This window comes from Streptomyces sp. NPDC003300, from assembly GCF_040610915.1.
Taxonomy (GTDB): Bacteria; Actinomycetota; Actinomycetes; order Streptomycetales; family Streptomycetaceae; genus Actinacidiphila.
Genome location: NZ_JBEXNE010000033.1, coordinates 22,161 through 36,611, shown reverse-complemented (window position 1 = coordinate 36,611; position 14,451 = coordinate 22,161). Strand labels below are relative to the sequence as shown.

Annotated in this window: 11 protein-coding genes and 1 pseudogene; all 12 read right to left on the bottom strand. The window is 72.2% G+C overall.

Annotated elements, in window-relative coordinates:
* Positions 1–54: 54 nt before the first annotated feature.
* The 12 genes and pseudogenes from ligA to ABZX65_RS32100 all read right to left on the bottom strand — a co-directional run bounded on the left by ligA (position 55) and on the right by ABZX65_RS32100 (position 14,437).
* Positions 55–2,361 carry an NAD-dependent DNA ligase LigA gene (gene ligA, locus ABZX65_RS32155; RefSeq protein WP_355348080.1) on the bottom strand — a complete coding sequence of 769 codons (2,307 nt, stop codon included), beginning with the start codon at positions 2,359–2,361 and terminating at the stop codon, positions 55–57.
* 25 nt (positions 2,362–2,386) lie between these two features.
* On the bottom strand, positions 2,387–3,397 hold the full coding sequence (locus tag ABZX65_RS32150; RefSeq protein WP_355348077.1) for a methionine synthase: 1,011 nt from the start codon (positions 3,395–3,397) through the stop codon (positions 2,387–2,389).
* 93 nt (positions 3,398–3,490) lie between these two features.
* Positions 3,491–4,705, bottom strand: a complete 1,215-nt coding sequence (locus tag ABZX65_RS32145; protein ID WP_355348074.1) for a hypothetical protein — start codon at positions 4,703–4,705, stop codon at positions 3,491–3,493.
* Positions 4,706–5,072: 367 nt separating this feature from the next.
* Positions 5,073–5,762, bottom strand: coding sequence for an SDR family oxidoreductase (locus ABZX65_RS32140; protein ID WP_355348071.1), 690 nt, complete (start codon positions 5,760–5,762; stop codon positions 5,073–5,075).
* Positions 5,759–6,289 (bottom strand): TIGR00730 family Rossman fold protein, encoded by a 531-nt coding sequence (locus ABZX65_RS32135; RefSeq protein WP_355348068.1) that lies wholly within the window; start codon positions 6,287–6,289, stop codon positions 5,759–5,761. The genes ABZX65_RS32140 and ABZX65_RS32135 overlap by 4 nt, the downstream gene beginning before the upstream one ends.
* Positions 6,290–6,399: 110 nt before the next feature.
* Positions 6,400–7,521, bottom strand: a pseudogene (gene mnmA, locus ABZX65_RS32130) (tRNA 2-thiouridine(34) synthase MnmA); the annotation flags it as partial.
* 32 nt (positions 7,522–7,553) lie between these two features.
* Entirely contained in the window at positions 7,554–8,720 is a 1,167-nt protein-coding gene (locus ABZX65_RS32125; protein WP_355348065.1) for a cysteine desulfurase family protein, read from the bottom strand.
* Positions 8,721–9,168: 448 nt separating this feature from the next.
* A complete protein-coding gene (locus ABZX65_RS32120) occupies positions 9,169–10,032 on the bottom strand; it encodes a thioesterase family protein (RefSeq protein WP_355348062.1) in 864 nt (287 codons plus the stop codon).
* A gap of 178 nt (positions 10,033–10,210) precedes the next feature.
* On the bottom strand, positions 10,211–10,870 hold the full coding sequence (locus ABZX65_RS32115; RefSeq protein WP_355348059.1) for a trimeric intracellular cation channel family protein: 660 nt from the start codon (positions 10,868–10,870) through the stop codon (positions 10,211–10,213).
* A 125-nt stretch (positions 10,871–10,995) separates the two neighbouring features.
* Positions 10,996–12,027: a dipeptide ABC transporter ATP-binding protein gene (locus ABZX65_RS32110; protein WP_355348169.1), complete on the bottom strand. Its 1,032-nt coding sequence runs from the start codon at positions 12,025–12,027 to the stop codon at positions 10,996–10,998.
* Positions 12,028–12,281: 254 nt separating this feature from the next.
* Entirely contained in the window at positions 12,282–13,328 is a 1,047-nt protein-coding gene (locus ABZX65_RS32105) for an ABC transporter ATP-binding protein (protein ID WP_355348166.1), read from the bottom strand.
* A 98-nt stretch (positions 13,329–13,426) separates the two neighbouring features.
* Positions 13,427–14,437 carry an ABC transporter permease gene (locus ABZX65_RS32100; RefSeq protein ID WP_355348056.1) on the bottom strand — a complete coding sequence of 337 codons (1,011 nt, stop codon included), beginning with the start codon at positions 14,435–14,437 and terminating at the stop codon, positions 13,427–13,429.
* Positions 14,438–14,451: the final 14 nt, after the last annotated feature.

Genomic DNA, 14,451 nt, shown 5'->3' with positions numbered 1-14,451 from the left:
CTGGGCGATCGCCGTATTCTGATATAGGCCGAACGGGTGACATCCCAGGGCCATTCAGCCGGATTCGGCGGCCGTTTCTGTGCCGTCGGCGTCCGCCGCTTCCGCGTCTTCGGCCACCGGCTTGTCCGCGGCACCTTCCTCCGTTTCCGCCGCCTCCGGCGGATTCACCGCCACGGCTCTGGCGGCTTCGGCCCCCTGTTCGAGCAGGACGGCGAAGCCCGGCTCGTCCAGCACCGGCACCTTCACCTGGAGCGCCTTGTCGTACTTGGAACCGGGGTTGTCGCCGACGACGACGAAACTCGTCTTCTTGGAGACCGAGCCGGTGACCTTCGCACCGCGGCTGACCAGGGCCTCCTTGGCGCCGTCCCGGGTGTGTCCGGCCAGTGTTCCGGTCACGACGACGGTGAGTCCTTCGAGGGGACGCGGTCCCTCGTCCGAGCCCTCCTCGGTGAACTTGACGCCCGCGGCCCGCCACTTCTCGATGATCTCCAGGTGCCAGTCCTCGGCGAACCACTGCTTCACCGACGCGGCGATGGTCGGGCCGACGCCGTCGACCGCGGCCAGTTCCTCCTCTGCGGCGTCCTTGATCCGGTCCAGGTCGCGGAATTCGCGGGCCAGCGCCTCGGCGGCCACCGGGCCGACATGACGGATCGACAGACCGGTGAGGATGCGGGCCAGCGGACGCTCCTTGGCCGCGGCGATGTGCTCCAGCATCGCCAGCGCGTTCTTCTTCGGCTCGCCCTTCTGGTTGGCGAAGAAGGTGACGATCTTCTCGTCGCCGCTGTCCGCGTCCCGCTTGGGCAGGCCGGTGTCCTGGTCGAGTACGTAGGAGCGGATCGGCAGCAGCTCCTCGATCTCCAGGCCGAACAGGTCGCCCTCGTCCTTCAGCGGCGGCTCGGAAGGCTCCAGCGGCTGCGTCAGGGCGGTCGCGGCGACGTATCCGAAGTTCTCGATGTCGAGGCACTTGCGGCCCGCGAGGTAGTAGATCCGCTCGCGCAACTGGGCAGGGCAGTAGCGGGCGTTGGGGCACCGCAGGTCGATGTCCCCTTCCTTCATGGGCTGGAGGGCGGTGCCGCAGTCCGGGCACTCGGCGGGCATCACGAACTCCCGCTCGCTGCCGTCCCGCAGGTCCGCGACCGGCCCGAGGATCTCCGGGATGACGTCGCCCGCCTTGCGCAGCACGACGGTGTCGCCGATCAGGACGCCCTTCTTCTTCACCACGTCCTGGTTGTGCAGCGTCGCGAACTCGACCTCGGAGCCCGCCACCGTCACCGGCTCGACGACCGCGTACGGCGTCACGCGCCCGGTGCGGCCGACGCCGACGCGGATGTCCACCAGCTTGGTGTTGACCTCCTCGGGCGGGTACTTCCAGGCGATCGCCCAGCGCGGCGCCCGCGAGGTGGAGCCGAGCCGTCCCTGGAGCGGGATCTCGTCCACCTTGACCACGACGCCGTCGATCTCGTGCTCGACGTCGTGCCGGTGCTCGCCGTAGTAGGCGATGACGTCGGAGACCTCGGCGAGCGAGTCGACCACCTTGTTGTAGCGGGCGGTCGGCAGGCCCCACTCGCGCAGCAGCTCGTACGCGTGCGACTGGCAGTCGATGTCGAAGCCCTGGCGGGCGCCGATGCCGTGCACCACCATGCGCAGCGGGCGGCTCGCGGTGATCCGCGGGTCCTTCTGCCGCAGTGAACCGGCCGCCGCGTTGCGCGGGTTGGCGAAGGGCTTGTCGCCCGCCTCGACCAGCCGCTCGTTCAGCTCCTCGAACTTCTCGCCGGGGAAGTACACCTCGCCGCGGATCTCCACCAGTTCGGGCACGCGGTCGCCCGCGAGCCGGTCGGGGATGTCGGCGATCGTCCGCACGTTGGGCGTGATGTCCTCGCCGGTCCTGCCGTCGCCGCGCGTGGCGGCGCGGGTGAGGCGGCCCTGTTCGTACGTCAGATTGACCGCGAGGCCGTCGACCTTCAGCTCGCACAGGAAGTGGTACGGGCTGTGCGTGTTGTCCGGCGGGCCCAGCTCCGCGGCGACGCGCTCGGCCCAGGTGGCCAGCTCCTCCGGCGCGAAGGCGTTGTCGAGCGACAGCATCCGCTCGCGGTGCTGGACGGAGGTGAACTCCGTCTCGTACGCGCCCGCGACCTTCTGGGTCGGCGAGTCGGGGGTGCGCAGGCCCGGGTGCTCCTCCTCGACCGCTTCGAGTCGGCGCAGCAGCGTGTCGAATTCGGCGTCGCTGACGACGGGCGCGTCGTTGACGTAGTAGCGGAAGCGGTGCTCCTCGATCTGCTCGGCGAGGCGTGCGTGCTCCTCGCGTGCCTCGGCGGGGATCTCCGCCGCGCTCGCCTCGCCCCGGCTTGCGTCGTCGTCCACGGCTGCCACGAAACTGTCCCTTCCCTCACTCAGGGTTGTCGACGAGCGATCGTGCCGCCTTCGCGCAGTGCACCAGGGCGGCACGGGCATAGGCCGGAGAGGCCCCCGCCAGACCGCAGGAAGGGGTGACCGCGACCGAGGAGCCCAATGCCCCCGGCGCCAGCCCCAGCCTGCGCCACAGCGCCCGAACACCACTGACGCTACCGCCAGGGTCCGACAATGGGGCATCCTTGCCGGCGACGACACCGGCGAAGAGCGCGGTGCCGCCTTCCGCGGCCTCCCCGAAGTCGTCCCAGTCACGCTCGGTGAGCAAGTCGAAGTCGAAGGAGATGCCGACGACCCCGGCGCGCCGCAGCAGACCGAAGGGCACCTCGGGGGCGCAGGAGTGGACGACGGCCGGTGCGCCGACCGCCGCGATCAGGTCGCGCAGCGTCGACTCGATGACGGCGCGGTCCACCGCGCGGTAGGTCTGGTAGCCGCTGGCCGTCCTGATCCTGCCGTGCAGCACGGAGGTGAGCGACGGCTCGTCGAGCTGGAGCACGATCTGGGCGCCGGGGACCCGGCGCCGCGCCTCCTCGACGTGCAGCCGCAGGCCCTCGGCGAGCGATCCCGCCAGGTCGCGTACGGCCCCGTGGTCGCGCAGCGCGGCCTCGCCGTTGCGGGTCTCGACCCCGGCGGCCAGCGTCCACGGGCCGACCGCCTGGATCTTGAGCGGCCCTTCGTAGCCCTGGGTGAACTCCTCCAGCGCGTCCAGGTCCTCGCCGAGCCAGGACGTGGCCCGCTTCGAGTCCCGTCCCGGCCGGTCGCCGAAGCGCCAGCCGCTGGGCTCCACGCGGGCGTAGAGGTCCACGAGCATGCCGAGGGTCCGGCCGATCATGTCGGCGCCGGGGCCCCGGCCGGGCAGCTCGGGCAGGAAGGCCATGCCCGCCGTGGCCTCCACGGCCACCCGCGCCGCCTCCCGGGCGTCGCCGCCCGGCATGGACCCGACACCGGTCGCGGTGCCCGCGGGCAGGGAGAAGTCAGTCTGGGTACTCACGTCCGAAAGCGTATGCGCTCCGCGGCCGGTCGCTTTCCCTCGCGGCGGTCGCCCTCTCCTCCGGCGGTCGTCCTCTCCTGGCGGTCGCCCTCCCTACGGCGGGCCGTTCCACACCAGCGACAGGTGGACTCCGTAGATCGCGGAGGCGACGGCGGCGAAGGAGAGGGTGCAGGCGATGGTGCGCGGGTGGGTGCGGGCGAGGACGCGGGCCAGCGGGATCAGCAGGGGGAAGCCGGGGAGCAGGAAGCGGGCGCGGGCGATGTAGACGCCCGCGCCGAGGGTGAGGACGGCGAGGAGCGCGCCGCTGAAGAGCAGCAGCGGCAGCGGCTGGCGCTGGACGAGGCTGAAGGCGAAGAGCGCGAAGCAGGCCACGACGACGAGGGTGACGACGACGAAGGCGACGGGTACGTCGCTGCCGCGCGGGCCGAGGAAGACCCAGCGGAAGCGCCGCAGCAGGTAGCCGCCCTTGCTGAAGCGGTTGCCCCAGGCTTCCTGGACGGCGAAGTAGCCGTCGGCGCGGTGCACGCGCACGCCCACCCACACGACGAAGGCCAGCCATCCGGCGGGCGCGAGCAGCATGCCGAGCGCGGGCCGCCAGACCGGCCCCCACCAGGGTCCCTCGCGCGGCTGCCGCAGTGCCCGGACCGCGGCGAGCCCGGCGGTGAGGCCGACGGCCGCGGCGATGGCGACGCCGGTGGGCCGGGTGAGTCCGGCCAGCGCGGCGAACGTCCCGGCCCACACCCAGCGTTTGGCCAGCGTGGCGTAGAGGGCGGCGGCGCAGAGCGCGGTGAACAGCGACTCGGTGTACGCCATGCTCTCGACCAGCGCGTGCGGCAGGCAGCCCCACAGCACCGCGAGGATGACACCGGTACGCCGCCGGTGGAGGCGGTTGCCGACCAGGAAGATCAGCCAGGCCGCGGCCATCGAGGCGGTCAGCGAGACCAGCCAGGACGCCTTGGCGTCGCCGACCGGCAGGACCGCGTCCGCGACGCGGCAGAGCGCCGGGTACAGCGGGAAGAACGCGAGGTTGCTCCAGCCGTGCCAGGCGTTGGGCACTCCGGTGACCGTACGGTCGTAGCCGTGCTCGACCACGTCCTGGTACCAGCGCGAGTCCCAGGACCCGTACAGCACCGTGCCGGGTGAACGGCCGCGCCGCTCGGCGAAGTAGCAGAGCAGGACGATGCCGAGGGCGCGGGCGGCGCCGTAGCCGAGCAGCGCGGGGGCGGCGAGCCGCAGGGCGGCCTCGGCGCGGGCCCGTACGTCCCGCCCGGCGCTGCTCGGCCGGGGTACTGCGGTGGCAGAGGCCATGGTCGGTCCGCTCCCTCGGATCGGGGTGGGGCGCGGATGACCTTAAGGTGCGGAAGTGACGAAAGCGGTCGGATATCGGCTGCGCCGGAGCAATACACCGGCATAAGTACACGGTTGGGCGACCGCCCCCTGCGGGAAGCCCACCGAAACCGGCGGGGCGGGGGGCCGCCCGCCCGAAACGTGACGCGCCCCCGGCCGCCGAGACGCGACGCGCCGGTCCGGGGCCGACGCATGACCGGGCACCGGGCGGCCTCACGCGCGGCGCGCGCCACCCGCCACAGCCCGCACCCCGCCGTCGCCGTCGCCGTCAGCCGTCGCCGTCAGCCGTGCCGGAGGCGGCACCCCGCCGCCAGGCGCGCCCGAGTCGTCACCGGCCCGGTCGGACCGTCAGGTCGGTGATCTCCGCGTCCCGGGGCAGATCGATCGCGGTGAGGACCGTGGTGGCGACCGACTCGGGCGCGATCCAGCGCTCGGCGTCGTACTGCTTGCCCTCCTGCTGGTGCACCTTGGCCTGCATGGGCGTGGCGGTGCGGCCGGGGAAGACGGAGGTGACGCGCAGGCCGTTGGCGTGCTCCTCGCGGCGCAGGGCGTCCGCGAGGGCCTTGAGGCCGTGCTTGCTGGCCGCGTACGGGCCCCACTGCGCGTGCGCGTCGAGTCCGGCGCCGGAGTTGACGAAGACCACATGGCCGCGGGAGAGCCGCAGTTGGGGCAGGAACAGCCGGGTCAGCTCGGCGGGGCCGACGAGGTTGACCGCGAGCGTCTCGTTCCACACCTTCGGGGTGAGGTCGCCGATGTCGCCCAGTTCGACCACGCCCGCGATGTGCAGCAGCGAGTCCAGCCGGTCGGGCGGCGACTGGTGGCCGAGCGCCCAGGACAGCCGGGACGGCTCGGCGAGGTCGCCGACCAGGGTCCGCGCGCCGGGGAAGGCGGCGGCCAGCGCCTTGGCCCGGCCCGCGTCCCTGGCCAGCAGCCACAGTTCGTCGCCGCGCTCCAGCAGCCCGCGCGCGACCGCGGCGCCGATGCCGGAGCCGGCTCCGGTGACCAGGTGGATGCTCACACGTTCTCCGTCAGGTAGGTCATGGCCTCTTCGCCGGTGTCGGCGAAGGCCACCAGATCGGCCAGCGGGAGCGGCAGGAAGCCCTCCGCGTCCATCCGGTGCAGTTGTTCCCTGAGCCCGTCGTAGAAACCGGCGCTGTTGAGCAGCACGACGGGCTTGGCATGCAGCCCGTGCTTCTTCAGCTCCAGGATCTCGGTGGCCTCGTCCAGTGTGCCGGTGCCGCCGACCATGATGACGATCGCGTCCGCGCGCCGCAGCAGTTCCGCCTTGCGCTCGGCGAGGTCGACCGCGGTCACCATCTCGTCCGCGTTCTCCCGCGCCTTGGACCGGAGGAATTCCACCGACACCCCGACCAGCCGGCCGCCGCTCTCCTGGACGCCGTCCGCGACGACCTTCATCAGGCCGACGTCCGAGCCGCCCCAGACCAGGGTGTGGCCGCCGCGCCCGATCAGCTCGGCGAATTCACGGGCAGGGGCCGTATACCGCTCGTCGAGATCGGCGGCGGAGAGGAAGACACAGATGTTCATACGGTCACGGTATCGGCGCCCGCGCGCGCTCCTGCGGCCTGATCGGCGTTCACGGCGGCGGTCCGTTCCGGCCGCGGGTCCGTCCGGTCGGCGGTGGCCCGGTCCGCGGCCGAACCCGCCCGGTCCGTCGTGGCGATCGTCGCCGAGCCGACGACGCGCGTGCCGTCGTACAGCACGACGGCCTGGCCCGGCGCGATGCCGCGCACCGGCGCGCCGAAGCCGACCCGCAGCTCGGCGTCCACCAGCTCCGCCGTCACCGGTACGTCCTCGCCGTGCGCCCGCAGTTGCGCGGTGTACGCGGCGGGGCCGGCCGGCGGGGTGCCGCACCAGCGCGGCTTGATCGCGGTGAGCGATGTCACGTCGAGAGCGTCGAGGGGGCCGACCGTCACGGTGTTGTCGACCGGCGAGATGTCCAGGACGTAGCGCGGCTTGCCGTCGTCCGCGGGGACGCCGATCCGCAGGCCCTTGCGCTGGCCGATGGTGAAGCCGTAGGCGCCCGTGTGCGTGCCGACCCGCGCGCCGTCCTCGTCCACGATCGCGCCCTCCGCGGTGCCGAGGCGCTTGGCCAGGAAGCCCTGGGTGTCGCCGTCCGCGATGAAGCAGATGTCGTGGCTGTCGGGCTTGCGCGCCACCGCGAGCCCGCGCCGCTCGGCCTCCGCGCGGATCTCGTCCTTGGTGGTCAGGGTGTCCCCCAGCGGGAACATCGCGTGCGCGAGCTGCCGCTCGTCCAGGACGCCGAGCACGTACGACTGGTCCTTGGCCGCGTCGCTCGCCCGGTGCAGCTCGCGCGTGCCGTCGTCCTTGACCAGCACGGTCGCGTAGTGCCCGGTGCAGACCGCGTCGAAGCCCAGCGCCAGCGCCTTGTCCAGCAGCGCGGCGAATTTGATCTTCTCGTTGCAGCGCAGGCAGGGATTCGGCGTCCGGCCCGCCGCGTACTCCGCGACGAAGTCCTCGACCACGTCCTCCCGGAAGCGCTCCGCGAGGTCCCACACGTAGAACGGGATGCCGATCACGTCGGCCGCCCGCCGCGCGTCCCGCGAGTCCTCCACCGTGCAGCAGCCCCGCGCGCCCGTCCTGAAGCTCTGCGGATTCGCCGACAGCGCCAGGTGCACGCCGGTCACGTCGTGCCCCGCCTCGGCGGCGCGCGCCGCCGCCACGGCGGAGTCCACACCGCCGCTCATCGCGGCCAGTACGCGCAGCTTCTTGCGATCGGCGTCAGGGAAGTCATTCACTCCCCCAGAGTAACGGCCTCCCGGCCCGGCCCTCAGGTCTGGCCCGCGGCCCTGGCGCGTTCGACGGCGGGGCCGATGGCGGCGGTGAGGGTGGCGATCTCGGCGGGGGTGGTGGTGTGGCCCAGGGAGAAGCGCAGGGTGGCGCGGGCGTGGGTGGGGGGCTGGTGCATGGCGAGCAGGACGTGGCTGGGCTGGGCGACGCCCGCGGTGCAGGCGGAGCCGGTGGAGCAGGCGATGCCCTGGGCGTCGAGGAGCAGGAGCAGGGCGTCGCCCTCGCAGCCGGGGAAGGTGAAGTGGGCGTTGCCGGGGAGGCGGCCCGCGGGGTCGGGGTCGCCGTTGAGGATGGCGTCGGGCACGGTGGCGAGCACGTCGCGGACGAGGGTGTCGCGCAGGGCGCCGATGTCGCGGGTGAAGGCGGTGCGGCGCTCGGCGGCGAGGGTGCCTGCGGTCGCGAAGGCGGCGATGGCCGGTACGTCGAGGGTCCCGGAGCGGCTGCGCTCCTGGCCGCCGCCGTGCAGCAGCGGTACGGGGGTGTCCTCGCGCCGCAGCACGAGCGCGCCGACGCCGTACGGGCCGCCGATCTTGTGGCCGGTCACCGTCATCGCGTCGAGGCCGCTCGCGGTGAAGTCCACCTCGGCCTGGCCGAACGCCTGCACGGCGTCGGAGTGCATCGGAATGCCGAACTCCCGTGCCACCTCGGCCAGTTCGGCGACCGGCAGCACCGTACCGACCTCGTTGTTCGCCCACATCACGGTGATCAGGGCCACGTCGTCGGGGTCACGCTCGATCGCGGCGCGCAGGGTCTCGGGGTGGACCCGGCCGTAGCCGTCGACGTCCAGCCACTCGACGACGGCGCCCTCGTGCTCCGCGAGCCAGTGGACGGCGTCCAGCACCGCGTGGTGCTCGACCGGGCTGGCCAGTACGCGGACCCTGCGCGGGTCGGCGTCCCTGCGCGCCCAGAACAGGCCCTTCACCGCCAGGTTGTCCGACTCGGTGCCGCCGCCGGTGAAGACGATCTCGCTGGGGCGCGCGCCAAGTGCCGCGGCGAGCGCTTCCCGTGACTCCTCGACGGTCCGCCGGGCCTGCCGCCCGGCGGCATGCAGTGCGGACGCGTTCCCGGTCACCGTGAGGTGGGCGGTCATCGCCTGGACCGCCTCCGGGAGCATGGGCGTGGTGGCGGCGTGGTCGAAGTAGGCCATGGTGCCCCGATTCTACGTTCGCCGGAGCAACCTTCCGACCCCCACCCGCGTCCGCCCCCTCCCCGAGGCGCCTCACCCCGGCGACAACGCCCCCGGCGCGAGGCAACCGATTGGCCGGAGCGATGGATGGCGGATGCTCATGGCTACCGTCTTTCGCGGTGCGGGCGTCCACCGGCCGCCTTGTCGCGCCGATGGCGGAATACCTCGGAAACCACTCCGCACATGAGGAATCCGTACCAGATGGCACCCGCCAATGTGGCGTCGGCCACCCCCGAACGCCGCACCGCGAAAGCCGTCAATCCTCCAGCCGCGCAGAACGCGAAGACCCTCGCGAACGCGGGAAACAGGTGTGTCCTCACCGCTCCATGCCCCCTCTCCGGGTGGGACCCGGCGCCTCACCGTATGGCCAACGGCACCGGCGTGGTGGCCGACCGTGGCGGGAGGGGGGTCAGGGGCGGGGGGCGCGGGCGAGTTGGCGGGACTGGGCCACGAGGCGGTTGGCGGTGTCCCAGACTTCGGCGTCCTCTTCGAGGAGGCCGCCGGCGAGATTGCGGGTGGTGAGGGCGATGCGGAGGGGGCCGGGGGCCGGGCGGGCGCGGAGGTGGACGGTGAGTTCGAGGGTGGGGACCCAGCCCTTGAGGCCGAGGTCGAAGGCGGTGGGGGGCAGGGCGTCCACGGCCAGGAGGAGCGAGAGGACGTCGTGGTCGCGGCCGTCGGCCAGGCCGAACCAGCCGCGCATGTCACCGCGCCCCGAGGGCGCGCCGACGGCCCAGCCCGCGGTGGCCGGATCGAGCCGGAGCGCGATGCGGTCGAGGAGGGCGCTGGAACCGGGCAGCGGCGCGCCGCCCTCGGGGGCGTCCTCGGGGCCGACGCAGTCCGCGTACTCCGGCATCGACGGCTCGGGCGCGGTGGTGCGTACGTCGTCGGGCAGCGCGCCCAGGTCGCCGTACGCGGCGATGACCCGCATCCGCTCGACCTCACGGCCCTGCTCGTCGGTCTGGTAGAGCGACGCCTGCCCGCTGGAGAGGGTCCGGCCCGCCCGTACCGTCTCGGTCCTGATCACGGCGGGGCCGGGGCCTGAGGCGGTCAGGTAATGGGCGGTGATGGTGAAGGGGTCGTCGTGCGGCAGCGCGTCGCGCAGGGCGCGGGCGACGACGGCGAGCAGATACCCGCCGTTGACGGCCGCGGCGATGGTCCAGCCCGGTGACAGGTCGATGTCGTACGTGCCGGGCTCGCCCGGCCGCGCCGTCACCGTCGTGTCGCGGTCGAATTCACTGTCGCCGAGGGTCGCGCGGGCTGTCGCATGTGCCATGCCCCGATGTTACCCAGCGGTAGAGACTCCGTGTCCAGCGCTGGCGGTTTCCCGCCGCGGCGACCGGCCGCGCGACCGGGCCGTCCATACGCACGGCCCGGCACACGCGCGGTCCGCATACGCACGGCCCGGCACACGCGAGGCCCGCGTACGCACGGCCCGGCCCGGACGGAGTCCGCTACTCCCCCTCCGCCGCCGCGCTCCTGCGGTGCCACGCCCGCGGCGCCCGCCAGTGGAACCGCAGCGCCAGCAGCCGCAGGACGAAGGCGACCAGCGCCGCGAGCCCCGCGGTCACACCGCCCAGCACGTCGAAGTGGATCAGCAGCGCGACCGTACTCGCGCCGACCAGGGCAGGGACGGCGTACAGATCGCGGTCCCAGCGCAGCAGCGACGGCACCTCGTTCGCCAGCAGGTCGCGCAGGACGCCGCCGCCCGCCGCCGTGGCGAGGCCGAGCGCGACGGACGGGGTGAGCCCGAGCCCGTACGTGTGCGCCTTGATCGTGCCGCTCACGCAGAACAGCCCGAGCCCGGCCGCGTCGAAGACGTTCATCGTGGCGGTGATCCGCTCGACCTCGGGGTGCAGGAAGAAGACCAGCGCGGTGGCGACCAGCGGCGTCGAGAAGTAGCCGACGTCGGTGAAGGCGGCGGGCGGCACCGCGCCGATGACCAGATCGCGGAAGACCCCGCCGCCGAGCGCCGTGACCTCGGCGAGCACCGCCATGCCGAACACGTCGTAGTTCCTGCGGACCGCCGCCAGCGCGCCGGAGATCGCGAAGACGAAGATCCCGACGACGTCGAGCGTGTGCTGGACGGTGGGCGTGAACAGATCCGTGGCCATGCCGATGTTGTACTACGGGCCGCCGTACGAACCGCGAGGCCCACCGTACGAACCGGCGCCGGACCGGCGGCGCCGGCCGTACGGCCAGAAAGCAGCGACCGCACGGCCCGCCCCGTCACGACTGCCTACGGCGTGACAGCCGCGCTGTCACGCTGGTTGTCCGGCTGGTTCTCCGGGTGGTGGCACGCCACTTGGTGGCCGGTCGCCAGCGGCGCCAGCGGCGGCTCCTGCGTCTTGCACACCTCCGTCGCCTTCCAGCACCGGGTGTGGAAGCGGCAGCCGCTCGGCGGCGAGATCGGCGACGGCACGTCACCGGTGAGCAGGATGCGCTTGCGCTGCGTGCGCCGCCGCGGGTCGGGCACCGGCACCGCCGACATCAGGGCGGTGGTGTACGGGTGGAAGGGCGCGCTGTACAGCGCCTCCCGGTCCGCGATCTCCACCACCTTGCCGAGGTACATCACCGCGATCCGGTCCGAGACATGGCGGATCACCGACAGGTCGTGGGCGATGATCACATACGTCAGGCCCAGCTCCGACTGGAGGTCGTCCAGCAGGTTCACCACCTGGGCCTGGATGGACACGTCCAGCGCCGAGACCGGCTCGTCGGCGACGACCAGCTTCGGCTTGAGGGCGAGGGCCCGCGCGATGCCGATCCGCTGCCGCTGACCGCCGGAGAACTCGTGCGGGTAGCGGTTGTAGTGCTCGGGGCTGAGCCCGACCAGCTCCAGCAGATTCTGCACTTCGCGCTTCACACCGTGCTCGGTCGCGACCTTCTGGAGCTTGTACGGGGCGCCGACGATCGTGCCGATGGTGTGCCGCGGGTTCAGCGAGGAGAAGGGGTCCTGGAAGATCATCTGGACGTCGCGCCGCATCGGGCGCATCGCCCCGGTGCTCAGGTGCGTGATGTCCCGGCCCTGGAACTCGATCGTGCCGCCGGTCGGTTCGAGCAGCCGGGTGATCAGCCGTCCCATCGTGGACTTGCCGCAGCCCGACTCGCCGACCACGCCGAGCGTTTCGCCCGCCGCGACCTCGAAGTCAATGCCGTCCACGGCCTGTACGGCGCCGACCTGGCGGCGCAGCAGGCCCTTGGTGATCGGGAAGTGCTTGACCAGACCGGTCACCTTGAGCAGCGGCTCGCCGCCGCGCTGCCGCGGCAGCGGGACGCTCTTGTCGAGCGAGGGCCTGCCCGACGACGTGCCGCCGTCCGGCGCGGCGTTGTCCGAGGGCGCGTCGTCCGCAGCGGCGGTGTCCGACGAAGTGCCGCCGCCCGAGGCGGAGTTGTCCGGCAGGACGTCGTCCGACGCGGGCCTTTCCGGGGGCGTGCCGTCCGACTGTGTGCCGTCCGACGAGGACGCGTCCTGCGGCGGCTCGTCCGGCGAGGGGTTCTCGGCCACGGGTTCTTCCTGACCCTTCACAGCTTCGGTTCGATCTCTTCGGTCCAGATCCGGAGGCGGTCGGCCTCGCCGAGGTGGCAGGCGGCCATGTGGCCGGGGCCCACCTCGCGCAGTTCCGGCACGTCCGTCTCCGCGGCGCCGCCGGTCAGCGCCGCGTACGGGCAGCGCGGGTGGAAGGCGCAGCCGGACGGCACGTTGATCAGGCTGGGCGGGGTGCCCTTGACCGGGTTGAGCCGCTCCAGGCGCTCCCGGTCGAGACGCGGCATGGAGCCCAACAGGCCCCAGGTGTACGGGTGTCGGGGCGCGGTGAACAGCGTCTCGGCGGTGCCGCGCTCCACGGCCCGGCCCGCGTACATCACCAGCAGGTCGTCGGCGACCTCGGCGACCACTCCGAGGTCGTGGGTGATCATGATGACCGCGGAGCCGAACTCCTTTTGCAGGTCCCGGATCAGGTCCAGGATCTGCGCCTGCACGGTCACGTCGAGCGCGGTCGTCGGCTCGTCGGCGATCAGCAACTCGGGGTTGTTGACCAGCGACATGGCGATCATCGCGCGCTGCCGCATACCGCCGGAGAACTGGTGCGGGTAGTCCGAGAAGCGCTTCCTGGGCTCTGGGATGCCGACCCGGTCCAGCATCTCCACGGCCCGCTCGGCCGCGACCTTCCGCGACACCTTCTGGTGCACCCGGTACGCCTCGACGATCTGCGCGCCGACCGTGTAATAGGGGTGCATCGCGGAGAGCGGGTCCTGGAAGATCATCGCCATCTTGCGCCCGCGCAGCCGCCGTACGTGGTCCGGGTCCGCGGCGACCAACTCCTCGCCGTCCAGCCAGACCTCGCCGGATATCCGGGCCCGCGAGGTGCGGTGCAGGCCCATGATGCCCAGCGACGTCACGGACTTGCCCGAGCCGGACTCGCCGACGATGCCGAGCGTACGGCCGCGCTGGAGGTCGAAGCTGAGGCCGTCGACCGACTTCACCAGGCCGTCGTCGGTGTCGAAGTGGATCCGCAGGTCACGTACCGACAGATACGCGTCCCCCGCGGGGGCCGGGCCGGAGTCCGCCACCGGCTCCCCGACGACGGACGCCGCCTTGTCGAACCCGACGGCGCCGCCCTCGGACGCTTCGGACGTGCCGCTGTCGGGGGCACTGCCGTCCGTGGTGCTCACGAGTACCTCACGCGGGGGTCGATGGCGGCGTACAGCAGGTCCACCACAAGGTTGCAGAAGACGATGAAGGTGGCCGCGACCATCGTCACGCCGAGCACGATCGGCAGGTCGTTGTCCTTGACGCCCTGCACGGCGTAGGCGCCGACTCCCTGGAAGGAGAAGACGCGTTCGGTGATGATCGCGCCGCCGATCAGCAGGCCGAAGTCCATGCCGAAGATGGTGACGATCGGGGTCAGGGCCGCGCGCAGCGCGTGCTTGCCGACGACCGTCCGCTCCGGCAGGCCCTTGGCCCGCGCGGTACGGATGTAGTCCTCGCCCATCGTCTCCAGCATCCCGGCTCTGGTGAGGCGGGCGTACAGCGCGGAGTAGAGGAAGGCCAGCGCGATCCACGGCAGGATCAGATTCCACGCCCATTGGGCGGGATCGGTGGTGAACCCGACGTACTCGACGTTGTCCCAGATCGTCCACTTGTAGGAGAACAGGCCGAGCAGCACCATGCCGGTGAAGAAGATCGGCAGTGAGACACCGGCCAGGGCCACGCCCATGGAGATCCGGTCGAAGACCGTGCCGCGCTTGAGCGCGGAGATGACGCCGATGACGACACCGGAGACCACCCAGATCACGGCCGCGCCGATCGCCAGCGAGAAGGTCACCGGGATACGGGTCTTGATCTGCGGCCACACCTCGACGTGCGACTTGAAGGAGTAGCCGAAGCAGGGGCGGTGGCAGACCGCCGCGTCCGGGCCGAACTTGTAGTTCGCGCCCATGACGATGGCCTTGATGAAGTGCCAGTACTGCTGGTAGAGCGGCAGGTCCAGCCCGAGGTTCTTCTTGACCGCCGCGATCGACTCGGGGTTGGCGTCCTTGCCCACGTACTGGGTGGCCAGTTGGGTCGTGCTCTGGCCGCCGATCTTGGGGACCAGGAAGAAGATCGCGAAAGTGACCGCGCTGACGACAAGCACCAGGATTATCGCGGCGATCACGCGTCGAATGATGTACGCAGTCACAGCGGTTCGGCGCC